The 26,601-nt window shown below is 64.4% G+C and carries 23 protein-coding genes; 7 read left to right on the top strand and 16 right to left on the bottom strand.

What is annotated here, in order from left to right; all coding sequences use genetic code 11:
- Window positions 1-26: 26 nt before the first annotated feature.
- From K0F86_RS01905 to K0F86_RS01955, 11 genes are all read right to left on the bottom strand, one after another.
- On the bottom strand, window positions 27-563 hold the full coding sequence (locus K0F86_RS01905) for a type II secretion system protein (RefSeq protein ID WP_257571941.1): 537 nt from the start codon (window positions 561-563) through the stop codon (window positions 27-29).
- Window positions 550-933: a type IV pilin protein gene (locus tag K0F86_RS01910; protein ID WP_257571942.1), complete on the bottom strand. Its 384-nt coding sequence runs from the start codon at window positions 931-933 to the stop codon at window positions 550-552. Before K0F86_RS01910 ends, K0F86_RS01905 begins: the two co-directional genes overlap by 14 nt.
- 5 nt (window positions 934-938) lie before the next feature.
- Window positions 939-1,409, bottom strand: a complete 471-nt coding sequence (locus K0F86_RS01915; protein ID WP_257571943.1) for a type II secretion system protein — start codon at window positions 1,407-1,409, stop codon at window positions 939-941.
- Entirely contained in the window at window positions 1,406-3,286 is a 1,881-nt protein-coding gene (locus tag K0F86_RS01920) for a secretin and TonB N-terminal domain-containing protein (protein WP_257571944.1), read from the bottom strand. The genes K0F86_RS01915 and K0F86_RS01920 overlap by 4 nt, the downstream gene beginning before the upstream one ends.
- The gene (locus K0F86_RS01925; RefSeq protein WP_219132683.1) at window positions 3,283-3,819 is read right to left on the bottom strand and encodes a hypothetical protein; all 537 of its coding nucleotides are present in this window, start codon (window positions 3,817-3,819) and stop codon (window positions 3,283-3,285) included. The genes K0F86_RS01920 and K0F86_RS01925 overlap by 4 nt, the downstream gene beginning before the upstream one ends.
- Entirely contained in the window at window positions 3,816-4,436 is a 621-nt protein-coding gene (gene pilO, locus K0F86_RS01930) for a type 4a pilus biogenesis protein PilO (protein WP_219132684.1), read from the bottom strand. The genes K0F86_RS01925 and pilO overlap by 4 nt, the downstream gene beginning before the upstream one ends.
- Window positions 4,424-4,966, bottom strand: coding sequence for a hypothetical protein (locus tag K0F86_RS01935; protein ID WP_219132685.1), 543 nt, complete (start codon window positions 4,964-4,966; stop codon window positions 4,424-4,426). Before K0F86_RS01935 ends, pilO begins: the two co-directional genes overlap by 13 nt.
- A complete protein-coding gene (locus K0F86_RS01940; RefSeq protein WP_219132686.1) occupies window positions 4,957-5,745 on the bottom strand; it encodes a hypothetical protein in 789 nt (262 codons plus the stop codon). The genes K0F86_RS01935 and K0F86_RS01940 overlap by 10 nt, the downstream gene beginning before the upstream one ends.
- On the bottom strand, window positions 5,732-7,429 hold the full coding sequence (locus K0F86_RS01945) for a GspE/PulE family protein (protein ID WP_219132687.1): 1,698 nt from the start codon (window positions 7,427-7,429) through the stop codon (window positions 5,732-5,734). Before K0F86_RS01945 ends, K0F86_RS01940 begins: the two co-directional genes overlap by 14 nt.
- A 10-nt stretch (window positions 7,430-7,439) precedes the next feature.
- On the bottom strand, window positions 7,440-8,633 hold the full coding sequence (locus K0F86_RS01950; protein ID WP_219132688.1) for a type II secretion system F family protein: 1,194 nt from the start codon (window positions 8,631-8,633) through the stop codon (window positions 7,440-7,442).
- Between the two features lie 252 nt (window positions 8,634-8,885).
- Window positions 8,886-11,417, bottom strand: a complete 2,532-nt coding sequence (locus K0F86_RS01955; protein ID WP_219132689.1) for a M4 family metallopeptidase — start codon at window positions 11,415-11,417, stop codon at window positions 8,886-8,888.
- A gap of 673 nt (window positions 11,418-12,090) precedes the next feature.
- Between K0F86_RS01955 and K0F86_RS01960 the strand changes: the two genes are divergently transcribed.
- The gene (locus K0F86_RS01960) at window positions 12,091-12,747 is read left to right on the top strand and encodes a hypothetical protein (protein WP_219132690.1); all 657 of its coding nucleotides are present in this window, start codon (window positions 12,091-12,093) and stop codon (window positions 12,745-12,747) included.
- 52 nt (window positions 12,748-12,799) lie between these two features.
- Here K0F86_RS01960 and argH read toward each other — a convergent pair whose 3' ends face one another.
- On the bottom strand, window positions 12,800-14,197 hold the full coding sequence (argH, locus tag K0F86_RS01965; RefSeq protein ID WP_219132691.1) for an argininosuccinate lyase: 1,398 nt from the start codon (window positions 14,195-14,197) through the stop codon (window positions 12,800-12,802).
- Window positions 14,198-14,463: 266 nt separating this feature from the next.
- On the opposite strand from argH, the gene K0F86_RS01970 reads away from it, so the two are divergent.
- The 3 genes from K0F86_RS01970 (at window position 14,464) to K0F86_RS01980 (ending at window position 16,616) form a co-directional block, all read left to right on the top strand.
- A complete protein-coding gene (locus K0F86_RS01970) occupies window positions 14,464-14,661 on the top strand; it encodes a hypothetical protein (protein ID WP_219132692.1) in 198 nt (65 codons plus the stop codon).
- A 165-nt stretch (window positions 14,662-14,826) separates the two neighbouring features.
- Window positions 14,827-15,252 carry a GNAT family N-acetyltransferase gene (locus tag K0F86_RS01975; RefSeq protein WP_219132693.1) on the top strand — a complete coding sequence of 142 codons (426 nt, stop codon included), beginning with the start codon at window positions 14,827-14,829 and terminating at the stop codon, window positions 15,250-15,252.
- Between the two features lie 98 nt (window positions 15,253-15,350).
- A complete protein-coding gene (locus K0F86_RS01980) occupies window positions 15,351-16,616 on the top strand; it encodes a S9 family peptidase (RefSeq protein ID WP_219132694.1) in 1,266 nt (421 codons plus the stop codon).
- Window positions 16,617-16,655: 39 nt separating this feature from the next.
- On the opposite strand, the gene K0F86_RS01985 is transcribed toward K0F86_RS01980, so the two are convergent.
- Window positions 16,656-18,044, bottom strand: a complete 1,389-nt coding sequence (locus K0F86_RS01985; RefSeq protein ID WP_257571945.1) for a YfcC family protein — start codon at window positions 18,042-18,044, stop codon at window positions 16,656-16,658.
- Between the two features lie 9 nt (window positions 18,045-18,053).
- Window positions 18,054-19,190: a succinylglutamate desuccinylase/aspartoacylase family protein gene (locus tag K0F86_RS01990; RefSeq protein ID WP_219132696.1), complete on the bottom strand. Its 1,137-nt coding sequence runs from the start codon at window positions 19,188-19,190 to the stop codon at window positions 18,054-18,056.
- A gap of 202 nt (window positions 19,191-19,392) precedes the next feature.
- Between K0F86_RS01990 and K0F86_RS01995 the strand changes: the two genes are divergently transcribed.
- The 3 genes from K0F86_RS01995 (at window position 19,393) to K0F86_RS02005 (ending at window position 24,627) form a co-directional block, all read left to right on the top strand.
- Window positions 19,393-20,391: a MurR/RpiR family transcriptional regulator gene (locus K0F86_RS01995; RefSeq protein WP_219132697.1), complete on the top strand. Its 999-nt coding sequence runs from the start codon at window positions 19,393-19,395 to the stop codon at window positions 20,389-20,391.
- 35 nt (window positions 20,392-20,426) lie between these two features.
- The gene (locus K0F86_RS02000; RefSeq protein ID WP_219132698.1) at window positions 20,427-23,228 is read left to right on the top strand and encodes a TonB-dependent receptor; all 2,802 of its coding nucleotides are present in this window, start codon (window positions 20,427-20,429) and stop codon (window positions 23,226-23,228) included.
- 145 nt (window positions 23,229-23,373) lie between these two features.
- Window positions 23,374-24,627: a cyanophycinase gene (locus tag K0F86_RS02005; RefSeq protein WP_219132699.1), complete on the top strand. Its 1,254-nt coding sequence runs from the start codon at window positions 23,374-23,376 to the stop codon at window positions 24,625-24,627.
- Here K0F86_RS02005 and K0F86_RS02010 read toward each other — a convergent pair.
- Window positions 24,618-25,820: a DUF418 domain-containing protein gene (locus tag K0F86_RS02010; RefSeq protein ID WP_257571946.1), complete on the bottom strand. Its 1,203-nt coding sequence runs from the start codon at window positions 25,818-25,820 to the stop codon at window positions 24,618-24,620. The two genes, K0F86_RS02005 and K0F86_RS02010, sit on opposite strands and share 10 nt — an antisense overlap.
- 8 nt (window positions 25,821-25,828) lie before the next feature.
- On the bottom strand, window positions 25,829-26,431 hold the full coding sequence (locus K0F86_RS02015; protein ID WP_219132701.1) for a TetR/AcrR family transcriptional regulator: 603 nt from the start codon (window positions 26,429-26,431) through the stop codon (window positions 25,829-25,831).
- Between the last annotated feature and the right edge of the window lie 170 nt (window positions 26,432-26,601).

Below are 26,601 nucleotides of genomic sequence, written 5' to 3' on the forward strand. Positions count from 1 at the left end.
GCGTGATACGGAAAGGACGCATGATATCAGTTTGCGCCTTTCGGCTTGAGTCCCGGCGCGCCGCCAGCGGCATCGGGCTGGGCCAGCATCAGGTCGTGCGGATAGGTAAAATGCCAGTCCGCGTAGCGCTGCTTGCGGCGCAGGCTGGCATCTTCGTCGAGGAAGTTGTCCTGCTTGATGGGGATCTGCGGCGAGAGCGAATGGATGCCGACGATGCGTCCCTCCTGCCGCAGCACGCCCCACTCTGCCTTCCCAGTGACCGGGTCCGCATACAGGCGGCGCAAGTGCCGCCGGGCGTTGGCAAAGCGCGGATCGCGCAGCAGCTCCTGCAACGTCAAGGGGTAGCGGGGCCGCCCGTCGCCCGGCGTGCTGTCGTAGTAACGGCCCAGCGCATTGCGGAATTCATGGCCGATGAACAGCAGCTCGCGCTCCTTCTCGCGCCGCGCGGCCGTGGCATGCAATTCGCTGGCCAACACCAGACCGACACCCATGAAGGCGACCAGCATCAGGGTCCAGATATACGCGAAGCCCCGCGCGCGGCGTCGAAAACTAGAGCTGCTCAAAGGGGATGCCCTCGCGCGTCTTGCCCTTGGCGCCGCTGCGCACGTCGGCCACGCCGCTGATCTCGCCATTCGGAGAAGGGATCAACTGCCAGGTGGCGGCGGACTCCGTGACGGGGTCCAGCGGTACGCTGCGGAAGTAATGGTGGGTCACGAGGTCGGCCAGCGCGGCCGGATATTCTCCCTTGTCGGCGTAGTATTTATCGAGGCCGCTCCTGAGCACTTGCAGGTTTTCCTTCAGCGCGACTTCCTTCGATTTTTCCACGGAACCGAAATAGCGGGGAATGGCAATCGTCAGCAGCAGCGAGATGATCGCCAGCACCACCAGCAATTCGACCAGGGTAAAACCGCGGCGTATGGTCGTGGTATGCATGGCGGTCACCATTGATTGAGCGGCACGCCGTTCAGGCCTGCCTTGGTCGAGCGCGAGGCGACGTCGAATACGTCCTCGCCTTCGCTGGGATTGTCTGGCGGCGAGGCATAGGCGCGCTTGCTCCAGCTGTCGGCGGCGCTGCCTTCTTCCCTGGGCTGGAATGGGTCGCGCGGCAGGCGGCGCAAAAAATAGATGTTCTGCTTCGAGGGACTGCGCTGGTCGGGCACGCCCTCGACCAGTTCCTCAAGTTTTTTCGGATAGCCGGAGGCGCCCAGCGACAGCTTGATGCGGCCATTGTCCGAGGCGCGCTTGTAGGTATCGATGGCTTCGCGTATCTCGATCAGGGCGCTGCGCAATTCCTGCTCCTTCGCCCGTTGCAAGGCCACCTGCGCCATCGGCACGGCCACCGTTGCCAGCGTCGCCATGATGGCCAGGGTGATCATCAGTTCGATGAAGGTAAAGCCTTTATGCTTCACTGGCCACCTTTGCTTGTCTTGTCGGCGGCGGGCGCCTCGTCGCCGCCCGTCATGGGCGAGCCGGTGCGCGGCGCGGCCTGCTCTGGCGTGACGATGGCGTCAAGCGTACCGCCGACGCTGGCGCGGCCGCCCACGGATGCCTCGGTGCCCGAGTTGAACTCGGCCGTCATCAGGTCCGGGCGGCGGATGCTGCGCAGCAGGCGCGGCGTGATCGACAGCACGATCTCGCTGCGCATGGCGTCGTCCTTCTGGCTGCCGAACAGGCGGTTTAACACGGGCAGCTCGCCCACGCCGGGCACCTTGTTGGCCGTGCCCCGGTCTTCGTCGCTGATCAGGCCTGCCAGCACCTGCGTCTCGCCATCCTTCAGGCGCAGCACGGTGGAAGCGCTGCGCGTGCCGATCTGGTAAGCCTGCGTGCCCGTTTTGCTGATCACTTCCTTGACGACGTTCGACACTTCCAGGTTGATCTTGATGGCCACCTCGTCGTCCAGGTAGACGTTCGGCTCCACGTCGAGCTTCAGTCCCACCTCGATGTAGTTGACGCTGTCGGAACTGACGCCGTTGTTCGTCGTGACGGTAATGACGGGCACGCGGTCGCCGATGAGGATCTTGGCCTTTTCCTTGTTGCGCACGCGGATGCGCGGGTTGGCGAGGATATTGCTGTCGCTATCGGTCTTGTTGGCGTTCAGGGTGACGCCGCCGATGCCCAGGTTGATATTGTCGCCATTGATGCGGTGCAGGTCGGCCACCTTCAGGCCACCCAAGCCGCTGCCGATGCCGGCCAGTGTCAGGTTGGCCTGGTCCGGCCAGCGCACGCCCAGTTCCATCAGGCGCGTGCGCTTGACTTCCAGCACCTCCACTTCCAGCATCACTTCCGGGTCGGCCAGGTCCTGCACGTTGATGATGCGCTCGGCCATGCGCACCATTTCCGGCGTATCGCGCAGCATGATGATGCCCAGGCGCTCGTCGGTGACGACGTCCTTGGCCTTGAGCAGGGTCTTGATGGAAAACGCCACCGTCTTGACGTCCGCATTGGCGAGGAAAAAAGTGCGTACCACCAGCTGCTGGTAATCCTTCACCTTTTGCGGCGTGTTCGGGTAAATCGTGATCGACTTGTCGCTGGTGACGCTTTGCTCCAGCTGGTTGGCGCCCAGCAGCATGGCAATCGCCTCTTCGATGCTGGTGTCGCGCACGGAAATGGTGGCGCGCAGGGCGGGGTCGACTTCCTTGTCGAAGACGAAGTTCAGTCCCGACACCTTGCTGATGAAGTCGAACACGGAGCGCAGCGGCGCGTCGCGAAATTCGAGGGTCACGGGTTTGCGGTAGGCGGCCGCCAGCTTGCCGCTGGCCGGCCGGCTTTTGGCCTGCTCGTCGCCGATGCGGCTTTTCAGGGCCAGCGCCTCGCGCTGTGCGGGACGCTCTTGCAGCACCTGGCGCAAGGCTTCCTGCGCTTGCGCGACATTCGCTTCGCCGCCGCGCTGGTAGCTGGCCTGCGCTTCCTGCACCAGCTTGCGGTGCCGTTCATCCTGCGCCACGCCGGCCAGGCCACGCTGTGCCACATCGTTGCTGGCGTCCAGCACCAGCGCCTGCTGGTACTGCGCTTGCGCTTCGGGCAGTTTGCCCTGCTGGCGCAGCGCCTCGGCGCGGCCATTCAGGCTATTCAGCGCGCGCATCCTGCCGTTGGTGACGGCGATGCGGTACTTGGCGTTGGTCGGCTCGGCTTGCGCCGCCTGTTCCAGCAGGGCCAGGCCCTGTTCCGTGCGGCCCGCGCCCAGCATGGCCTGGCCGTCGGTATAGGCCTGGTTGCCGGCGCAGGCGGCCAGCAGGGACAGCATCGGCAGCAGGGTGATGCCAGTACGTGGTGTGCGTCGTTTCAATTGAGGTCCCCTACGGCGAGTGTCTGTTTCAGGTTGAGCGGCAGATAGGTAAATTGCAGGGCGCCTTGCACCACGCCGTCGAAGCGGTAGCGCTCTTCCAGTGTATCGCCGGGCCGTGCCACCACGTTGCGTTCGCCCGCCTGCAGGAAGTAGGCGGCCTTGCCTTCGTCGACAAAGCGGCCAAGGAACTGGAATGGCAAAGGCGGCGGCGCGTTCGCGTCGACGGCGACAACAGTGCGCGTGGCCTGCGCGGCCTGCTGGTCGAGCATGATCTTTTTCGGCGTCTCCGGTTGCCAGCTTTGCTTGGCGAACAGGGTGGCCGCTTCCTCGTCTTCCAGCGCCCGGCGCGGATGGATGGCCAGCGCGCGATTGGTCTGCGGCGCGGTGACTGCAGCAAGCGGCGCGACCGCCACCCGTTCCACCTGGCGCGGCGTGGCCGTGGCCGGCCCCACGATGCTGCCTTCATCCTCGGGGGCGAAGAGGGCGGCCAGCAAGGTCGCCACGGCGGCGCCTCCGAGTACGGCTTTTTTCATCGGCGTACCTCCGCCTTTTTCACCAGCAGGATGAACTGGATGCGCGCGTCGATCTCGCCCGCTTCGATCTGCTCGCGCTTGAAGAGGACGGAGTCGAGCGTCAGCGTGGGCAGCGTCTGCAGGGCGTCGACGATAAAGGTTTGCAGCTGCGCGTATTCGGCCTTCACGGGCAGGGTGATCTGGTAGCGCAAAAAGGCCGTGTTACCGTCTTCCTGCGGCTTGTAGTCGGCCTTGGCCAGGGTGACGCCGCTCTTTTGCGCCACTTCCAGCAAGGCCTTCAACTGCTCGGGAATGCTGTCATGCGCGGGCAGGTAGGCGTGAAAGGCGGCCAGGCTGTCGGCGTCGGCATCGAGTGTGACGGGCGCCGGCGGCAATGCCGACTGTCTGGCAGCAGCGGCCAGTTGCGCCGTCAATTGCTGCTGGTGTGCGGCCAGCGCTTCGCCCTGCTGCATGGCGGCGGCGGCCAGCGCCAGGCAAGCCGCGCCGATGGCGCTGGGCCAGCCCAGGGTATGCCACAGACGCGCCGCTTCCCATGCCAGGCGCGGCGGCAGGCGCAGCTGCGGGCGCGGGCGGGCTGCGGGCGCGCTGGCTTTTAGTGCCGGTTTTATTGCCGCCATTGCGCCTCCAGCTGAAAACGGTAAGGGTGTTCGGGGGCGTTGGCGTGCATCTCGTGCTTGAGCAGATACACGGAGCTGAACATGGGCTGCTGGTTCAGGAAGGCCAGGTAGTTGAGCATGTCCTGCGGCGTTTCCGCTTCGGCGGCGATTTTCAGCACGCTGGCGCCATCCTGTCCCTGCTGCGCGTTCAGGTCCAGCCCCAAGAGGGCCACGCGCACGTCGCGCGGCGCCTGCACCGTCCTGACCAGGCGCGTGATGGGCAGGTTGAGCTGGCGCACGGCGGCGGCCACCTGTTTCAGTTCGAGGTCGCGCTCGCGCTGCTGGCTTGCCGAAAGGGGCGCGCGCACAGGACGCGCGGGCTGCAGCTGCGCCAGTTGGGCTTCCAGGCGCCGCATTTCCTGCGCCTGCACCAGCCAGTACACGGCGGCCGGCAGCAGCATCAGGCTGCCCGCCAGGCACAGGGCCAGGCGCCAGCCCTTGAAGGTCTGCCTTGCTCCGGGCGGCAGGAATTCCAGGCGGCTCAGGCCCATGCGGCCTCCCGCATCAGGTGGGCGCCGCTGGCCACGGCGATGGGCACGAAGCGTTCTGGCACCTCCGCTTGCGGCACGCCGCTCAAGTCGATCAGCGTCACGTGTTCGATGGCGTCGAGCTGCGGCGCGCGCAAGTTCCAGCGCCGCCACGCGCTATCCAGTTCCTCGCCCCAGGCGGCGTCGCAGGACTGGCTGTGCAGGGCCGTGATGCGCCCGCCGCTGCTTGTCGCCAGCAGCAGCCGTCCCGCTTCCACCAGGGCGAAGGCGGCAGGTTTGCTACCGGCGATGCTGCGCCAGGCCGGTCCGACGATGGGTTCGATGGACAGGCAGCGCCGGCCATGTGCTGCCGCCGCATCCTGCACGCCTTGCAGCAAGTCCCCATCGATGCCGCAGGCAAGGCGCGGCTTGCCATAGGGCGCGTCGTCGGCGGCCAGGCGCCAGGCGCGCGCGCTTTCGCCATACACGGCGCCGAACTGGCTGTGCAGGAAGCGCTGTGCGCTGCTCCGGTCGAGCAGGGCGCCGCTCCACGGCACCATCAGCATGGCGCACCAGCGGCTGGCCAGGCTGACGGCCAGCGGCATTTTTTTTTCATTGTGCTGTTCGAGCCAGCCGCGCAGGGCCGCCAGCGTTACTTCCCAGCTGGCATCGGGATTCGCAATCGGCAGGTGGAAGGCGCTGTCGGCCACGGGACGGCCGGCGCGGCGCAGCACGCCGTACAATCCGTGCGGCGCCAGGTGCAGGCACACGGTGGCGCGGGTAAGGCGTTCAATAAGTGACACGATTGAGCTCCGCTAAAGTGGTTTCGCCGCGCCGCACCAGGTCCAGGCCCGCCTCGCGCGCCAGGCGAAAACCGTTGCGCGCCGCTTCTTCCTTCATCTGGCTCAGGGGCGCGCGCGTGCAGATCATTTCGCGCATGGCGTCGCTGAGCATCAAGACCTCGGCGACGGCCTTGCGGCCCTTGTAGCCGGTGCCGCGGCAGTGACCGCAGCCCTTGCCGGCCATGAATTGCCAGTCCTGCACCTGGTGCAGCGCCAACCCGCTGTCGCGCAGCTGCTGCGCGTCGGCCAGCACCTCGGCGCTGGCGTCGACGGCGCAATGGGCGCAATTGAGGCGCAGCAGGCGCTGCGCCACGATGCCGTTCAGGGCGGCCGCAAAGCTGTAGGCATCGACGCCCATGTGCAGGAAGCGGCCGACCACATCGAACACATTGTTCGCGTGCACGGTGGTAAACACCAGGTGACCCGTGAGCGCCGCCTGCACGGCGATCTGCGCCGTCTCGTCGTCGCGGATTTCGCCGATCATGATCTTGTCGGGATCGTGGCGCAGGATGGAGCGCAGGCCGCGCGCGAACGTCAGCCCCTTCTTTTCATTGACGGGGATCTGCAGCACGCGCGGCAAGCGGTATTCGACGGGGTCTTCGATGGTGACGATCTTGTCGCGCCCCGTATTGATTTCCGTGATGGCCGCGTACAGGGTGGTGGTCTTGCCGGAACCGGTGGGCCCCGTCACCAGCAGCATGCCGTGCGGCTTGGCCGCCAGGCGGCGGATCTGCTCGATGGCGTCCTCGTTCAGGCCCAGGCTTTCCAGGCGCAGCGCCTGCGCCGCCTCCGTCAGCGCGCGCCGGTCCAGCAGGCGCAGCACGGCGTCCTCGCCAAAAATATTCGGCATGATGGAGACGCGAAAGTCGATTTCCGCCCCCTTGACGCGCACCTTGAAGCGGCCATCCTGCGGGATGCGGCGTTCGGCGATGTCGAGATCGGCCATGACCTTGATGCGCGAGATGATCTGTTCGGCCATCGCCAGCCCCTGCACCTGGCCCGCCTGCACCAGCACGCCGTCGACGCGGTACTTGATGACCAGGCTGGCCACGTCGCATTCGAGGTGGATGTCGCTGGCCTGGAATTTCAGGGCGTCGTAGATGGTGGAGTTCACCAGTTTCACGACCGGGCTGCTGTCCTCGCTGATGCGGATCAGCGAGATGTCTTCGATGCTCTGGTCGAGTCCTGGAATGTCATCCCCGTGCTGCATTTCCTGCATCGCCTGCTGCACGCTTTCCTGCTGCAGCAGATAGGCGGCCAGGTCGTCCGGGTGCGCCAGCGCCACCGTGAAGGGCGTGGACAGGGTGAAGTCGGCCCACTGCAGCAGGTCTTCCGCAAATGGGTTGCCGATGACAAGCACGGGCGGCGCGCCGGGAGCGCTTGGGTGCAGCAGCACGCAGTCGCGCTGGGCGCAATCGGTGTAGGGCAGCAGGGCAAAGGCGGGCAATGCGGCCTGCAGCTCGGCCATCGTCCACGCCGGATAGCGGAACAGGGCGGCCAGCTGGCGCAAAAAGACTTCGGGCGGCAGGGCCGCCGTTTCCTGCAGCACGGCCATCTGCGGGCGGCCATGTTCCAGCGCGCGGGCGTGGGCCCGGCGCAGCATGGCCGCATCGAGGACGGCCCGTTCTTCGTCGCGTGCATTCATGACATGACCTTCAAGATAAGCTCCCGGCCAGTTCAAAGATCGGCATGTACATCAGCACCACCACGCCGCCGATCACCACGCCGATGATGGTCATCAAGAGCGGCTCGAGCAGGCGCGACGCCCAGTCCACCCAGCGGGCGAATTCCTCGTCGTGGAACTTGGCCGAGCGTTCCAGCATGTCGCCCAGGCGGCCCGTGTTTTCTCCCACTTTCAGCAGCGATTGCGCCACCGGCGTGGCCATGCCGGCGTGTTCCAGCGCGGTGGAAAACGGCATGCCTTCCTGTACCGCGCGGCGCGCCTGCGCCAGCTGTTCCTGCTGCGCCGGAAGCAGCATGGGTGCCACCATGGCCAGCGCCTTGTGCAGCGGGATACCGGCGTGCAGCAGCAGGCTCAGGGCGCGGTAGAAGCGCGCCAGGCGAAATTCCGCCGCCTTGTCGGCCAGCACGGGCAGGCGCAGCAGGCGCAAGACCAGGGCCTGGCGCGCGCCGGCATTGGCAAGGCCAAAGACCACGGCGGCCACCGCAGCGGCCAGCGCGCCGGCGCACAGCAGCGGATGCGCGGCCAGCGTTTGGCCAAAGCCGAGCAGCATTTGCGACATCCAGGGAATCTCGCGGCCCGAGCTTTCGTAGACGACGCTGAATTTGGGCACCACGTAGCCGAGCAGGAACAGGGTCACCAGGCCGCCGACGACGAGCAGCATGCACGGGTAGATGGCGGCGGAAATGAGTTTTTTGCGGATGGCGTCGAATTGCAGCTGGTAGCCGACAAAGCGCGCCAGCGCCTCGGGCAGGTTGCCCGAGCGTTCGGCCGCATGCACGGTGGCGATGTAAATGTCGGGGAAGATATCGGGGAAACCGGCCAGGGTATCGGAAAAGCTTTGTCCCTGCTGCAGGGTGAGCACGATGGCGGCCAGGGTGCTCCTCGCGCCCGGGCGCGTTTCCTTGTTGTGCAGGGTGGCCATGGCCTCGCCCAGGTTCAGGCCCGCTTCGAGCAGGGCCAGCAGCTCCTGGCTGAATTGCAGCAAGGGCAGACCCTGTTTGCCCGGGCGCAGCGCGACACCCGCGTCCGGCGCGGCGCCAGCGTCGACGGCCAGCACGCGCCAGCCGCCGCGCACGGCCGCGCGGATCGCCTCGGCCTCGCTGGCGGCGTCGATGGCCAGCGCCCGGCTGCCCGCCGGGCCCTGCACCTGGAGGTGGAACTGCATCGTCGGCTCAGGCGAGCATGGCGACGGAAGCGGACAGGGACAGGGACAGGCTGCTATGAGGGAAGGTGCGTGCGGTCAAAGTAGGCATCGGTCGGGAACAATCCAAAAAAGTTCAATTCGTCGCGGGTACCGGCAGCAGCAAGAGGCAATGAGTTGCTTCAGGGTAGACTGGAATTGCCAGAAAATCAATCGTGCGGTGTTGCATGCGCGGGCAAGCCCTTGTATCGATGGCTTGCCCGCATGTTCAGCCGCTTACTGGGTGACCAGGCTGACCTTGTCGATCACGAACGAGGTTTGCAGCGAGGCGTCCTCGGTCGCGGCAAACGAGATCTGCACGGTCTGGCCCTTGTAGGCGATCAGGTCGAAGGTGCGGATCTGATAGCCGGCCGCCTTGTTCACGTTCGAGTAGGTGGCCAGGGTGCCCAGCACCGTGCCGGCGCTGTTCTTCACGGTGACGACCAGCTTGTCGTACGCGGTATTGCCCGTTTCCGCCGTGTCGATATGCAGCGCGAAGCTCAAGCTGGCGGACGTGGCCGCGGCCGGAATGGCCACGCTTTGCGTCAGCGATTCGCTGGTCGTGGCGCCATTGCCGCCCAGCCAGGCGTACTGCGTGCCTTCATACGCGGTTTGCCCCGTGAAGGTGCCGATGGCGCCTGTGGTGCCGCTCCAGCCCGTGGCGCCGGACTCGAAGCCGCCGTTCGTCACGCGTTCGGTGGCGCTGCTGGTGCCCACCGTCAGCGTGGCGTTGTTCGACGTGGCCGTCACGGCGGGCGACGAGGAATCCGTCACCGTCGCCTTGAAGACGGCGCCGCTGTCGGTCGCCACGGCCGTGAAGCTGTAGGCCGGCGACGTGGCGCCGCTGATCACGGCGCCGTTGCGGTACCACTTGTAGGTGTACGGCGCCGTGCCGCCGCCCGCGCCCACGGCGAACGAGGCGGTGGCGCCTGGTGCGACGGTGATGCTGGCCGGCTGGCTGGTGATGCTCACCGCGCCGCCCGTCGTCGATTCATCGACGTCGGTGCCCACGTTGATGGCCGCATACGCGCGCTTGACGGCGATCGATTCGGCGCTGCCCACGCCATACAGTTCCTCGGCGGCCAGCAGCACCTTGTTGCGCGCGTCGGCGTAGTTGGTTGACGAAGTGAACTTGGTGGTCGCGGCCTTGAACCAGATGCGGTAAGCCTTGTCGCTGCCGATACCGGTCATGGCCAGCGGGCTTTTGTTCAGGTAGGAGCTGTAGTAGTCGCTGCTGGCGGTGGAGTTCGAGCCTTGCGACAGGAAGTAGAACATGCGGTTGTTCGGGCCGCTGCTGTAGTGGACGTCGAGGTTCTTGATGGTGCTGCTCCACGCATTCGGGCTGCTGCCATCCTTGCTCGGCTTGTACAGCCAGCGCAGCGGCTGGCCATTCTTGGCGATTTCCTTGCCCGTCATCCAATCGTTGCCCGTGTTGGGGATGCTGGTGCCCGTGCCGCCGGCGCGCGCATACGCTTCCACCATTTCGCCGGCGATGTCGGAGCTCGATTCGTTCAAGCCGCCCGACTCCTGCGAGTAGATCAGGCCCGAGGTGGCATCCGTGATGCCGTGGCCCATCTCATGGCCGATCACGTCGATGGAGCCGAGGTTGTTGAACGAGCTGCCGCCGTCGCCGATGTACATGCATTTGCAGTTGCTGTCGTAATAGGCGTTGTCGTAAGCCGTGTTGACGTGGGCGGCGATGTGGGTAGCCGTGTTGTTGCCGTCCAGGCTGGACCAGCCCAGCACATTCTTGTGCGTGTCGTAGGTGTTCATCAGGCCCCACATCGCGTTGACGGCCGCCGTCTGGCCGTTGGCGTTGGTGGTGCTGCCGCCGCTGATGTATTGCTGGCCGTCGCCCCAGGTATTGCTGGTGCTGCTGTATACGCTGCCCGAGGTGGTGCCGTGGTTGGCATTCGTGATGGCCATGCCGCCGAAGCTGCCGCCCGTGCCGCGGCTGGGATCCTTCATGGTGTAGGTGCTGCCCGTGAGCGTGGTGTTGAGCGGCACCTGGCCGTTGTACTGGCTGTTGCCGATGCCGGCGACGGTTTTCAGGGCTTTCCACTGGCGCAGGATGCGGCCGTCCTTGGCGCTGACGATGGTGTCGTAGTAGACGGGCTTGTTGCCGCTGATCATGCGCGTCTGCACCAGGTAGGCCAGCTCGTAGTGGTCGACCACGTCCTGCACGTCGAGGGCGTTCAGTGCCGCTTCCGATTTGTTCTCGGCGCCTGCCACGCGCACCGTTTTCATCACGGGGTAGATCAGCAATTGCGCATGCGGCGGCACGTGGTCGACGGCCGGCACGCCGATGCTTTTCACTGCGGCGGCGATGGCGGCGGCGGCGCTGACGGCCGGCGTGGTGTCGATATCGGTGGTGGCGCTGCGGGTGACGGCATTGACGCCGCCGCTACCGAGACCCGACGCGCGGTCCGACACGGATTCGCTGACGATGTCGCCGGCGCTGTTGCTGACCACTACCGTCTCGGAACCGAAGACGGGCAAGCCCTTGTAGGTGTGCTGTACGCGGCTCACGCGGGTGCCGCTGACGCCCGGGTGCTGGGCGCCGACGGCAAAGCCATGCTCGGTATTCAGGCCGCGGCTGCGCGCCTGCGCGGCCAGCTTGTTGACCAGGCTGGCGGTTTCTTGTGGAGACGCCAGGGCGACCGGCGCGGCCATCAGGGTCTGTGGCAGCGGCGTGGCGGCATCGGCCGTGGTGGCCACCAGCGGCAGGGCGGCGATGGATGCGGCAACTATCGTCAAACGTAAATTCATTTCTGCTCCATGGTATCGGTTAAGGAAATGGTGAATGAGCTGGCCGCGATGCCTGATGGCCACCCCGGCGTGCCTGGCGGCGAGCGGATAGCCTGCCGTTTTGTGGTGGCATGACGTCGGGTAAGGGGACACTAAACTTGTCGAGATCGCCATGTCAAAAAATTCAAGAAATGGGTCACTACGCGAATTTTTGTTAAGAATTGAACATTTATCGGCGCTGTATCGTCGCAAAGTTTGATGTATCGCAAGCTGCAAATTTTGTTTTGGACCCGTTCCCTCAATGACGTGTTCTGTTGGAAAAACACTGTTGCGTTTTCTAAATGTTGCGATCTACACTAGGTCTTCGCGTTGTCCGCAGTGGCGCACGCGAAGACAAAAAAAAGCGCACGCGGCAATGACCGCGTCCAGATACAGCGCATCGGGAAAAAATCGGGAGTTTCACATGACATCAATTCTGTTTTCTGCTGTTGGTTTCAGCCATTTCCCCTCTGGAGCGGCCTGCATGCTGCATCCGCCTTCCTAGCCGCCGCTATCCGGCTCCTCCCCCTGCGACGGGGGCTTTTCGTGAGTCCGACCGCGCCGCCCGGCGTGGCCGCTGGCGCAGTGCATTCTCTTTTTCAGGAAGGGTTGCCGGCTCCTGGTGCGTGCACCGGAATCACCGGCCCGAAGAACTATGCTTTCGATAGCGACCAAAGTGGAACAGATCGTGATGGAATCGGCGTTTCTCAGCGAGGGGCTGGGCCGGGGCTTGCTCAACCTGTCGGAACTGGCGCGCCAGCTGCAGCCGCAATTGCAGACCGACTTATGGAAACCGGTGGGGCAGGCCGCCGTGGTGATGGCGCTGCGCCGCCTGGCCGAGCGGATGCCGCAGCAGAAAAGCGGCGAGATCGTGCTGGCGCACCGCGCGGGTGAACTGTCCACGCGCAGCGAATTGATGGTTGTTACCTACCGCTATTCCGACCAGACGTATGCCTGCCAGCGCCAGTTGCTGGCGCTGGCAGCGCCCCAGCGGGGCACGTTCATCACGGTCACGCGCGGCGTCAACGAGGTGATGGTGATCTGCAGCCGTTCGCTGCATACGCTGGTGGAAGAGGTCTTCGGCGAAGAGCAGGAACTGGCGCGCCTGGAACGGGTGACGGCCGTGACCCTGCATCTGGCGCCCGAAACCTGCTATACGCCGGGCGTGTATCACGCCATCCTCAAGCGCCTGGCCTGGGAGCGCATCAACCTGATCAATATCATCTGCACGTATACGGAGCTGACCTTGCTGCTGGAAGCATCGCAGACGGGGGCCGCTTTTTCCGTGCTGTCGAAAATCGTCGCGCAATGAAAAACGCCCCGCTGCATCGCTGCAGCGGGGCGCCTGAGCGCGCAAGCGCGGTTTATTTTTCCAGCTGCGTGCGCACGCGGGCGATCGCTTCGCGCACCTGGCGCGGCGCGGTGCCGCCCACGTGGTCGCGCGCGGCGACGGAGCCTTCCAGCGTCAGCACCTCGAATACGTCTTCACCGGTCAGCGGCGAGAAGGCGCGCAACTGCTCCAGCGACAGGTCGGCCAGGTCGCAACCGGCGTCGACGCAGGCGCGCACGGCCAGGGCCACCGCTTCATGGGCGTCGCGGAACGGCAAGCCCTTCTTGACCAGGTAGTCGGCCAGGTCGGTCGCCGTGGCATAACCCTGCAGGGCTGCCGCGCGCATCGCTTCCGGTTTCACCGTGATGCCGCCGGCCATGTCGGCGAAGATGCGCAAGGTATCGATGACGGTGTCGACCGTGTCGAACAGCGGTTCCTTGTCTTCCTGGTTGTCCTTGTTGTAGGCCAGTGGCTGGCCTTTCATCAGGGTCAACAGGCCAATCAGGTGGCCATACACGCGACCGGTCTTGCCACGCGCCAGTTCCGGTACGTCCGGGTTTTTCTTTTGCGGCATGATCGACGAGCCGGTGCAGAAGCGGTCGGCGATGTCGATGAAGCCGATGCGTGGGCTCATCCAGATCACCAGTTCCTCGGCCATGCGCGACACGTGCATCATCAGCACGGCGGCAGCGGCGCAAAATTCGATGGCGAAGTCGCGGTCCGACACGGCGTCGAGCGAGTTGTGGCAGACGTCGTCGAAGCCCAGCGTTTTTGCCACGCGCAGGCGATCGATGGGGAAGGTGGTGCCGGCCAGGGCGGCGGCACCCAGCGGCAGGCGGTTGACGCGCTTGCGGCAATCGGCCATGCGCTCGGCATCGCGGCCGAACATTTCGACATACGCCAGCATGTGGTGGCCGAAGGTGATCGGCTGGGCCACCTGCATGTGGGTAAAGCCCGGCATGATGGTGTCGGCATGCTGTTCGGCCAGGTCCGTCAGCGCGCTGCGGAACGTCGCCAGCAGGGCGGTGATGTCGTCGATGGCGGAACGCACGTACAGGCGGATATCGGTGGCCACCTGGTCGTTGCGCGAACGGCCCGTGTGCAAGCGCTTGCCCGCATCGCCTACCAGTTCGGTCAGGCGCTTTTCGATATTCAGGTGGACATCTTCCAGATCCAGCAGCCATTCGAACTGGCCGGCGGCGATTTCCTGCGAGATTTGCGCCATGCCGCGCACGATTTCAGCGTAGTCGGTCGGGCTGATGATGGCTTGCGCATGCAGCATTTCCGCATGGGCCAGCGAACCTTCGATGTCGAACAGCGCCAGGCGCTTGTCAAAAAATACAGAAGCTGTGTAGCGCTTGACGAGGTCCGAGACCGGTTCGGAAAACCGGGCCGACCAGGCTTCGCCCTTTTTGGAGAATTGATCAGTCATGAAAGAAGTCCTTTAGTGTACGGCGATTATAAACAAGGTTGGCCTGCGGTAGGGCTTTTAGGGGCTTGCAGGGCGCTGAAATGGCCGGGAATGGGGCTTGCACGCGTCAAATGCCACGCTGCGGACGCTGTTGTGCGTTCCATCCGGGCTTTTTGTATTCTGTCCCGCGAATCGTGCGTTTGGTCGCAATCCGATGGCAGTTCAAGGGCGATCGGCCTACAGTTCAATCATCGCAACACACAACCAGCCACTCAAAGGACACCATCATGAACATCGCTAAAAACATGGAAGCCATCTTCGTTGCCATCATCGCCATCGCCGCCGCCACCAGCCTGGCCACCGCCGCCGTGCCGAAATTCCGCGCCGCGCCAGCCCCCATCGCCGCCAGCGCCGATCAAGCCACCATGCACACCGTGTACGTCAGCGCCAAGCGTCTGAGGGCAGAAGAAAAAGCCGCCCTGTAAGCGCGGCGATGGCAGTGCCGGCAGTACAAGAAGCATCGGCAGCAAACAGCAACACCGCATCACGGACAGGCAGAACGGGCGGCGCCCCCGGTTCTATCCAGCCCTGGTGACAGACGCAGCAAAAAGGCCGATGATCGTGCTTTTAACGATAGCAGGGCCTGCGCGATGTCACATTTGATGATCAGCACCGACAAGGCGGAACTCGACGTTCCAGCCATCCACCATTTTCTCAGCACGCAATCGACATGGGCCATCGGCATCCCGCTGGCTACCGTACGGCGCGCCATCGACCATTCTCTATGCTTTGGCGGCACGCTTGACGGCCGCCAGGTGGCGTTCGCCCGCGTGGTCAGCGACTACGCCACGTTTGCCTATCTGGTCGACGTGTATGTACTGGAAGAGTACCGGGGCCGCGGCTATAGCAAGCGCCTGATGGAAGCCGTGATGGCACATCCCGACTTGCAGGGCTTGCGCCGTTTCATGCTGGCCACCAGCACGGCGCATGGTTTGTATGCGCGCAATGGCTTTACGGCGGCGCTCAGGCCGGAGACGCTGATGGAGAGGTATTTTCCCGATATTTATCTGCGTTGAACAGCCGGCGCTGTGTGCGCGGCCCGGGTCCTGCCTGATACTGATATTGCGATTTTTTTGATCAACCACGCGACAGCCCCCTATCGGAACCTGACTCCATGACCTCTTCCCTTCTCTTGCCTCTCTTTGTCGTTTCGCTCACGGCGACTGGCGCACCCATGCCAGATGTATTCAGTCCGGCGCCTTGCGAGACGGGCATTTTTCGCCACGACCAGAAGGACTTCGTCGCCATTACCCATGGGGGCAAGGGATACAGTTACACCTTCAGCGACGGGACCGTCGGCAACACCCAGGATGTCGGGGCGCTGCTCGCGTGCGGAAAAGACGCCGTGCTTGTCGGTGGCAAGGGGCGCTGGCCGAAAGTGGCACTGGCCGAATCGAATACGCGTTTTGAATCGAATGGCATCATGCTCGCGGGACGTTTGATGGAGGCGCCGGGCGCAGGCAAGGACACGCCGCTGGTCGTGTATGCCCATGGTTCCGAAGGCAGCGGCTGGATCGACCGAGCGCGCGATCCTTACCAGATGGTCGGACGGGGCGTGTCCGTTTTCGTGTATGACAAACGTGGTACCGGGCAGTCCGAAGGGGAATATACGCAGAACTTTCCGCGCCTGGCCGATGACCTGGTGGCCGCGTCGCGCGAAGCCAAACGGCTGGCGCAAGGCCGTTACGGCCGCTTCGGCCTGATAGGCGTGAGCCAGGGCGGCTGGATCGCTCCACTGGCGCAAGCGCGTGCCAAGGCGGAATTTATTGGCATCGGCTATGGCCTAGCGGTCGATATCACGGAGCAGGATGCGGCGCAGGTTGCCAAGGAACTGCAGGACAAAGGCTATGGCGGCGACGTCATCGCCAAGGCCCGCAGCGTGACGGATATCACGGCGCGGTTGGTGAAATCCGGCTACAAGGATGGCCTGGATGACTTGTTGGCATTCCGGCAGCAGTTTGGCAAGGAACCGTGGTTTGTCCTCATCAAGGGAGGCTACACGGGCGTGCTCCTGGGCATGCCGTTCGAGGAGCTGCGCAAGAATGGCGTGCCGCAGTTCGACAAGCTCGGTGTCGACTGGTCGCAAGATCCGGTGCAGGTCTTGCGCCAAGTCACGGTACCGCAGTTATGGGCCTTGGCAGAGGAAGACCGCCAGGCGCCGCCGGCGGTCACCGTGGAGCGCTTGATGGCGTTGCGCAGCCAGGGGCAGGCTATCTCGGTCTACCTCTTCCCGCAGGCCGATCACGGCATGCGCAGCTATGCTCAGGCATCGGATGGAACGCGCAAAGCCACCATCATCACGCCAGGGTTTTACGATCTGATGGCCGACTGGGCAAAGGGGGGTGTCGATGGAAAGTACGGACAGGCGTATCGCAAATAAGGAGAAAGCCACGGCGACTGTGCGGCGCCGTGGCTTTTTTCATTGCCAGTGCATCAGGCAGGGTGGAATCAGCAGCAGCAGCGCGAGCACCAGGTAAATCAGCTGCAGCGGAATCATCCACTTGGCCCAGGTAATCCACGGCACGCGCGCCAGCGCCAGCACGCCGACGGTGATGCCGGAGGTGGGGATCATCGGCGTGGTGAATTCACCGAACTGGAAAGCCAGGATGGCCGTCTGGCGCGTCACGCCCACCAGGTCGGCCAGCGGCGCCATGATCGGCATGGTCAGCGCGGCCTGGCCGCTGCCGGAATGGATGAAGAAGTTGATCACCGACTGCATGAAGAACATCTTTTGCGCGGCAAAGACGGGGCTTGACGACGCCACCAGGGGCGTCAATGCATGCAGCATGGTGTCGATGATCTGCGCATCGCGCGCCAGGATCATGGTGCCGCGCGCCAGCGCGATGACGAGCGCCACGCTGACCATGTCGCGCGCGCCCTGCACGAAGGATGCCACCAGGCTGTCCATGTCGAGCCGGCCGACCAGGCCGACAACGATGGCCATCACCAGGAACAGGGCGGCGATTTCATCGATGAACCAGTCGTACTTGACGACGCCGACGACCATCGTCAGCAAGGTCGCCATGAAAATCCACAGCACCGCGCGGTGCGTGCGCGTCATGCCGGCAAAGCTGTCGAGGTCCATCGAATGCTCGCTGCGCTTTTCGATATCGAGCAGGTAGGTCGGGCTTTTTTCCGGATGGCGCTTGATGCGCGCCGCGTACCACATCAAAAACACGATGCTGACCGCCGTGGCGATGGCCCACACGATCAGGCGGTAGCCGATGCCGGAAAAGATCGGCACGCCGGCGATCCCTTGCGCGATGCCGACATTGAACGGGTTCAGGAAGGCGGCGGAAAAGCCCACCTGCGAGCCGATGAAGGGAATCGACACGCCCGTGATGGTGTCATAGCCCAGGGCCAGCGCCAGCGGCACGAAGATCAGGATGAAGGGAATGGCTTCCTCGTTCATGCCGAAAGTGGCGCCGCCCAGCGAGAACATGGTGAAGAAGACGGGAATGATGGCGGCGCGCACGAAGCGCGAACTGGTGTGCGCCTTGGCGATGGCCTTGATCAGCGAATCGAAGGCTTGCGTCTTTTGCAGCACGGCGAAGGCGCCGCCGACGATCAGGATGAAGCCGATGACCAGGCTGGCGTCGACGAAGCCCTTGATGGGCGCCATCATCAGCGCGGCCAGTCCCTGCGGCTTGTTGTCCACGTAGTGAAACGTGCCGGGAATGATCAGCTGCTTGCCGTTCACCAGTTGCGTGTCGAATTTCCCGCCCGGCACCAGCCAGGTCGCCAGGGCGATCATGGCCAGGATGGCGCACAGCAGGACGAAGGTATTGGGCAGCTTGAATTTTTTCATGGGTGACATTTATTGGCTCAGCAGGCTGCCGCCGCGGAAGGCGATGGCGCCGGCGACCTTGCCGACGTTCATGCCGCGCAAGACGTGGCGGTGGGCGCTGCGCGCAAAGAAGACACCGGCGACGCTGCAGCGCAAGGTCGTCGTCTCGCCGCTGACCGGATCGATCAGGTCGGCCAGCGCATCGCCGGCGGCCAGCACCTCACCCATTTCGCGCAGATACACCAGCACGCCGTGATGCGGCGCGAGGATCGGTTCCACGCCGGCCAGCGGCGTGGGCTGGCATTGCGGTGCGGGCAGGTCGTCGCCGGCGCCGGCGATCTCCAGCACGCCCTCGATGGCAAGAAAGCGCAGCAGGGCGGTGGCGTCGCGCTCTGCCAGGGCATAGCTCACTTCCACTTCGCCGCGCAATTCAACGGTGGTCGACAGGCAGGCGGCGGGAATCGGATAGCGTCCATTGAAGTGCGCGTCGAGGTCCCACCACAGACGGCTGCAGGCTTCGTCGAACGGCTCTTCGCCGGCTGCCAGTTCCAGCAGCACGGCGCGCGCGCCCAGCAGCGCGGACAGGGGGGCGATCTGCGCCGCCAACGGCGTGCCTGTATAGATATGCAGGGCCGCCTCGTTATCGCAATGCAGGTCGAGCACGATGTCGGCATCGATGGCCATGCCCAGCAAGGTCTTTTTCAGCGTCTCCGCATCCGTGGACGGCCGCCAGGCGGCGACGGCGTCGCGCGCATGCTGGCGTATCAGCGCCACGTTGGCTTGCGCATCCTGCCCCAGCTTGCCATCGAGCGTGGTTTTCAGTTCATCTGCCACGTGGCGGTAGGCGCGGTTGAAGTTGATGCCGGTGGTCAGGTCGAAGCGGCCGAATGGCGCGCCATGGATGGCTTGCGCCAGGCCGATGGGATTGGCGGCCGGCACCAGGATCACTTCGCCGTGGATCCTGCCCGCCGCCTCCAGCGCCAGCAGTTCGCGGCGCAAAAATTGCGATACCAGCATGCCCGGCACTTCATCCGCGTGCAGCGCTGCCTGGATGTAGACTTTCTTGCCGCTGCGGCTGCCGGCCGCCGCCGTGCCAAAGTGAAAGCTGCTCAACTGGCACGATACGCTGGCGTGCGCGCTGGAGATGGGGTGCTGTTGTACTTGCATGGTGAATTCGCCCCAAAACGGGGCGCGGTTGATGGATTTCGGTCGATTATGTAGCATTATTTTCACGAAGTAAATCAATGAAAATCCTTTTACAAATATTTGTTGAGTTTTCTTTTTGATATGAGTAGAGTAAGTTCCAGCGACCCGTTTTCGCCTTTTTATCCGTCATCCGCCATGCACAAGAACACAGGCCGCCAGTGATATGAAATCATCCGCCAGTCCTGCCCGTAACAGCTCCCGCACGCCAGTGGCCGCCGCCCTGTCGTCGCCCGATGCCGCCTTCGCGCAATCGCCGTTGGGGAAAACGCTGATGCACGTGCTGGCCAGCGGCTCGGCCTCGCAGCGGCAGATCGCCGATTACCTGCTGCGCAACCAGATGCGCGTGACGGCGCTGGGCATCGAGGAACTGGCCGACAGCTGCCAGGTATCGACGGCCACCATCAGCCGCTTCGCGCGCGACATCGGCCAGAAGAATTATTCGGCCATGCGCAGCGCCATGGCCGAAACCCTGCAATCGCTGTTGCAGCCAGTCGACAAATTGCGCCGCACGATAGAACGGCGCGCGCGCGCCACATCACCCGTCACGGAAAGCCTGGAGTATGCGGCCGCGAACATCGTCGCCACCTCCGATGCCCTGTCGCCGCCGGCCATGCAGGCCGTGGTGCGGCGCCTGACGCGCGCCAAGGTGGTATATGTGATGGGTTTTGGCCTGTCGGCCAACCTGGCGGGCATGCTGGTGCAGCATCTGCAGCCGTTTTGCCCGCATGTGGTGGAAGTGGTGGGCATCGGCGGTTCGGAAGTGGCGGCCGGGCATCTGGTCAACCTGACGGCGCACGACGTGCTGCTGGTGATCTCGTTCCCCCGCTATACGCTCGACTGCATCGGCCTGGCCAGCTTTGCGCGCGACCGCGGCGCCTGCATCGTGGCGCTCACCGACTCTCCCGCATCGCCCCTGGCCGAACTGGCCGATCATGCCTTGTATGCGCAAAGCACGCATCCCGTCCTGCCCAGCAGCGCCAGCACGGCGCTGGCCATGATCGAGGCGCTGGCCGTGGCGCTGATGGTGTCGAACAAGAAGAACGTTGAAAAGGCGGCCCGCCTGAGCGAAGTCATCGCCGCCTATCTGTACGGCGGCGAGCATGGCGTGCCGGGGCCCCGGAAAGCAGTATCCAGGCAGCGCAAGGCAGTACAAAAATCATGATAAAAATCAGACATACACCATTGGGGAGAGATGCAATGCACATGAAAAGACAGGACGGCCGTTCCGTATTGCCACGCGAGTCGCTGCTGGCGCAAGGCGTGCGCCTGGCGCTGGGCGCCTTGAGCGTGTCGGCGGCGCTGGGCATGCTGGCCGGCGGCGCGCAGGCGCAGGAACAGGAGCAGGCGCGGGACGGGGAGCCGGCGCCGAAAAAAATGCAGCGCGTGGAGATCACGGGGTCGGCCATCAAGCGGCTGGAATCGGAAACGGCGCTGCCGGTGCAGGTCATCACGCGCGCCGATATCGAGAAGGCGGGCGTGACGACGGCGGCCGAACTGATGGCGCGCGTGTCGGCCAACGTGGGCGGCCTGACCGATGGCGCCAGTATCAACGTGGGCGGTGACCAGCGCGGCTTCAACAGCGCCAACCTGCGCGGCGTGGGCACCTCATCGACCCTGGTGCTGCTCAATGGCCGGCGCATGGCGAACTTTGCCTCGCCCGGCGACGATGCGGGCGTGGACCTGAATAACATTCCCGCCGCCGCCCTGCAGCGCGTGGAAGTATTGCTCGACGGTGCCTCGGCCCTGTACGGCACGGACGCCATCGGCGGCGTCATCAATTTTATTACGCGCAAGGATTACCAGGGCGTGGAGCTGAATGTCTACGGCAGCGGCACGCAGGAAGGCGGTGCCGGCAAGCGCACGGCCAGCATCACGGCCGGCACGGGTGACCTGGCGACGGATGGCTACAATATCTTTGCCGTGGTCGACCTGCAAAAAACCGACCGCCTCAGCTCCTCGCAGCGCAAGTTCATCCCGAACCTGCAGATTCCGCAGCGGTTGGGGCATCTGCTGTCGAACTTTACCAGCCCGGCGAATATCCGCCTGTCCAACGCCCAGCGCGCGCACTTGCAGGAGAATGGCTTCCAGCTCAATGGCCAGCCGATCACCAACCGGCAGATCAATCTCTCGATCCCGAACTGCGCGCCGCCGGCCAATCTGTATTTGCCGGCGGGCACGGGCGGCGTCGACGCCTGTACCTACGATTATATGGGCGACACGGAGCTCTATCCGAAGACGGACAAGCAGAACCTGCTCACGCGCGGCGTGCTGAAACTGAATAACGACCACCAGCTGTACGCGGAAGTGGCACTGAGCCGCTCGCGCAGCTATTACGTGGGCTCGTCGGCGCGCGTGATTGGCTACCTCGATTACAGCAAGGTGCCGCAGCTGGCCAATGCCGGCTTCGATACGGCGGTCGATGCAGATGGCGACCCGGTAGGGCGCGAACTGGAACTGCGCATGCGACTGAACGAGGCGGGCATGCGCACCAGCCAACTGACCAGCGAAAGCCAGCGTATCGTGGTGGGCGCCACCGGCACGCTCGCCGGCTGGGATTACGACGTGGGCCTGAACCATAGCGTCAATACCGTCAGGGACCGCGATACGCATGGCTACGTCCTGTACGACAAGCTGCTCGCGGGTATCGCCGCTGGCGACATCAATCCTTTCGGCCCGTCCAGCGCGAAAGGCCGGGCGCTGCTCGACAGCATCCAGGTTGACGACGAGGTGCGCCATGCGCGCGGCACCATGGATGGGCTGGATTTCAAGGCTTCGCGCGCACTGATGGCCCTGGGCGGCGGCGACATGGCGCTGGCCCTGGGCGGCGAAGTGCGGCGCGAACGCACCGAGTTCCGTCCATCGGCATTGCTGATGAGTGACAATATCAACAACGATGCGGCACCGGAGGGCGGCAAGGGCACCAGCGACAGCCGCAATGTGCAAGCCATCTACGGCGAACTGCTGCTGCCGTTTACCAAGCAATGGCAGGCGCAGTTGTCTGGCCGTTATGACCATTACGAGCAGGTGGGCGGCGCCCTCAGCCCCAAGGTGGGCCTGACCTACATGCCCAGCAAGCAGGTGCTGATGCGCGCCTCGGCCGGCAAGGGTTTCCGCGCACCGTCGATGTCGGACCTGCACCGCCCCACCGTCTACAGCAGTACGGCGACCTTGCCCGATCCCGTGCTGTGCGCCACCGTGGACAACAATTATGCCGATTGCGCGCAAAACTGGGACACGCGCCGCTACAGCAACGACAAGCTGAAACCGGAGCGCAGCCGCCAGTTCTCGGCCGGCCTGGTGCTCGAACCGAGCCAGCACTGGACCTTCAGTGCAGACTACTGGAACATCAAGCGCACGGACCTGATCAGCGAGATCGGCGACGACATCATCCTGGGCAACCTGTCGAAGTACGGCAACCTGGTGCACCGCGACGAAGACAATGAAATCCGCTACATCGAGCTGCGCAAGGAGAACCGCGGCGCGCAAAAAGCTGCGGGCATCGATATCACGGCCGACCTGCATGGCGTGAAAACGGCGTGGGGGCGTTTTGGCGGCCACCTGAGCGGCACCTACGTGCTCGACTCGAAAATCCAGACCAGCCCTGGAGACGTGTTTATCAGTAACTTGAATAAATTCGTCACGGACGGCGTGGTGCAGCGCTGGCGCCATACAATCACGCTGGACTGGGACAACGGCCCGTATTCGGCCAGCCTGTCGAACACGTATTCGAGCGGCTACGATGACCAGAACTCGGCCATCAACACGGACGACGGCAGCGTGGTCAAGCCGAACCGGGTGAAGGCCTACACGCTGTGGGACATGTCGGGTGCATATGCGGTCAGCAAGCAGTTCAAGCTGCGCGCGGGCATACAGAATCTGTTCAATACCAGCCCGCCGTACTCGAACCAGGCGTACTTCTTCCTGTCCGGCTATGACCCTACTTATTCGGACCCGCGCGGCCGGCGCTTCTATGCCAGCGCCAATTACAGCTTCAAATAAGGCGGCAAAGCAGGAGATACCGCAATACGGCTGTCACACGCAGCGGGTAGTATCGTAGCTCGATGGCGTTGGGTTGCAAGCAGCAGTATTGGCAGCAAGGGCGCGCGCCAGGCGCGTGCCCCTTTCCATGTATTCGAGAGGCACCATGAAATCATCGTCAAGCCTGTATCACACCTTCCGCGCCGCGCTGCTGTTCGCGCTGGCATTGTGCAGCTTCCATGCCGTGGCGGCGCCTGGCGGCAGTGCCATCGGCAGCGCCCCGCAGGGCACCCTCGTCATCATCGGCGGCGGCCTGCGCGCCGACAATGCCGAAGTCTGGCAGCGCATCGTCAAGTTGTCGGGCGGACCGGGCGCGCGCATCGCCGTGCTGGCCTCGGCCGCGATGAATCCGGAAAAATCGGGTGAAAGCATCATCAAAAAACTCAATCAATATGGCGCCGATGCCTTTTTCGTGCCGCTGGCCGTCAAGCTGGCCAATCGCGATTACCGCAAGGCGGCCGAAGATCCGGCCATCGTCACGCAGATCAAGTCGGCCACCGGCATCTATTTTGCCGGCGGCGACCAGGGGCGCATCACGCAAGCCTTGCTGCGCCCGGACGGTAGCCGCACGGCCGCGCTGGAAGCCATCTGGTCGGTCTACCGCAACGGCGGCGTGATCGCCGGTTCCAGCGCCGGCGCGGCCATCATGAGCACCACCATGTTCTACGATGCCAAGCCCGTGCTCGACATGCTCAAGATGGGCGTCACGGACGGGCGCGAGATTGCGCCGGGCCTGGGCTTCATCGGCAGCGATGTCTTCGTGGACCAGCATCTGCTGGTGCGCGGGCGCTTTGCGCGCATGATTCCCGTGATGCTGAAAAAAGGCTATCACCTGGGACTGGGTATCGATGAAAACAGCGCCATGGTGGTCGACGCCATGCGCGACGTGGAAGTCATCGGCTACAGCGGCGCCTTGTTGATCGACCTGTCGGGCGCCATCAGCGACCGTGGCGTGAAAAATTTCAATATCAGCAACGCGGCCATCAGCTACCTGGACCGGGGCGACAAGTTCAACCTCGTCACACGCGTGTTTACACCCTCGCCGGACAAGGCCGACAACAAGCTCGATCCGAACCAGCCCGACATGCGCGAACCCGTGTTTACCAACGATATCCTCGGCAACAACGCCGTGCTCGACCTGATGGGCAACCTGATCGACAACGCGCAGCAGGAAGCCATCGGCATCGCCTTCGGCAACCCGCGCGACCCGTACCCGGACCTGGGCTTCGAGTTCCGCTTCAGTAAAACGGTCAACAGCGTCGGCTACAGTTCGACCGAGGCGGAAGCGTATTCGGTGCTGAAGCTGCGCCTCGACATCCGCCCGATCCAGCTGCGCCAGCCGCTGTACCGCTACAAGTAAGCGGCGCCGCTGCGCCGCCAGCGCGGCCACGCGGCGATCGTCAAGGCCCGCAGCAGCCACTCGACGGGGCCATACGCGTGGCCGCGCAGCCACCAGCGGCTCAGGGGCAGCTGCAGGCTGAAGATGATGACAGCCAGCGCCAGCGCACCGAGCGGCGAGACGCTGCCCATCAAGCGCGCGCCATACGCGAGGAACAGCCAGGCGCAGATGGCCGACTGCAGCAGGTAGTTCGACAGCGCCATGCGGCCCGTATCGGCCAGCAGCGCAAACAGCGTGCCGTCGCGCAGGCGCTCGAACAGGGCCAGCGCCAATGCCAGGTAGGCGCCGGCCAGCAGCGGCGCGCTCGCCAGTCCCACGGCCAGTCCCGCCACCTGCCATGCCTGGCTTTGCGCATATACGGAGGTCCACGCATACAAGGCGGCGCCGGGCAGTCCCACCAGCGCCCCGGCCCACAGCAGGCGGCGGCGCAGCGGCAGGTAATCGCTGGCGTGCAGCAGCATCTCGCGCTTGCCGGCGGCCAGGCCGCACAGGAACATGGCCAGTGCGCACGGCGCCTGCACCAGCAGCAGGACGATCCAGATGTCACTCAGTTCGCGCAAATGCTGATGGACGACGGCGGCCGGCGTGGCGCGGTAGGCGGCCAGCGCGGTCGCCGCCTTCTGCGCCATTGCCACGGCGTTGTCCGCCGCGTCGCCCGCCGGCTGCAGGCTTTGCAGCCAGGCCATGCCGGCCCAGAACCCCACGCAGACGGTGACGAGCATCAAGGCCAGGGACAGTGCCTGGCGTTTGCCGCAGCGGTGCAGCGCCAGCAGCACGATGCCCAGCAGGGCGTAGGTGGTGAGTATGTCGCCATGAAACAGGAACACGGCATGCAGGGCGCCGATCAGCCACAGGCCCGCTTGCCGGCGCAGCATGCGCGGCACGAACGGCGCGTCGGCGCGCGCGGCCGCCTGCATCTGCAAGGTGAAGCTGTAGCCGAACAAAAAGGAAAACAGCAGATAGAACTTGGTCTCGAACAGCAGCGCGACGAGAAAATGCGTGGCGCGGTCGACGCCGCCGTGAAAGGCGGGATCGGTCAAACCCAGGCCGAACCACGGCGTGGCGAAGGCGCCGATATTGACGACCAAAATGCCGAACAGGGCGCAGCCGCGCAGTGCGTCGACATCGGCGATGCGCGTGGGCTGGGTTTGCATGGCGGTGCTCATGCCAGGGCAGGGCGCAGGAAGCGCGCCAATAACAGGTGCAGGCTGGCGCGTTGCGCCAGCGGTGCGTAATCGGGATCGACGGCGACCCGGTTGAAGATGCCGTCGATCAGCGCGGCGATCCAGCCGGCCGTTTGCGCGGGGTCGAGCGCGGCGTCAACCTGACCTTGTGCCGCAGCGCTTTCCAGCAGCGCCTGCACGCCGGCGCGCAGCACGGCATCGTTGCGCGCCACCCTGGCTGCGATATCCGGATCGCGCATCGCTTCTGCGGCAATGTCCAGCGCCAGTCCCGCAAAATCCCCGTCGGCCGCCAGCGCCAGCACCAGGTCCATGAAATCGAGCAGGGCGCCGTACGCATCGGCGCTGCCTTGCACGCCGGCGAAATAGGCGGCCGTCTCGCCGTCTTCCTGGTCGACGATGGCGGCGATGATGGCTTGCTTGGTGGGGAAGTAATGAAACAGGTTACCGGGACTCATGCCCGCTTGCGCGCAGATGGCGGCGGTGCTGGTCTGGTGAAAGCCCTTGCGTGCGAAGCAGCTGCGCGCGGCGGCGAGAATGGCGTCGCGACGGGCCGCGTGTTTGCCGGGATCGATGGTGCGCATGGCGGTTTGCTCCCCTTTTAATTAATCGACTAGTCAGTCTAATATAAATGGATTGCGTGGCGCGGTCAAGCGGGTGCTTTGCAGTGCGTATTCCTGTCGCTACAATATGCCGCACCGGATTTTTCCATGCCCGCCGCTGGCGCCGCTGTTTGTTTGGAAAACCGCTTCTT

Source organism: Janthinobacterium sp. UMAB-60, assembly GCF_900095235.1.
Taxonomy (GTDB): domain Bacteria; phylum Pseudomonadota; class Gammaproteobacteria; order Burkholderiales; family Burkholderiaceae_D; genus Janthinobacterium.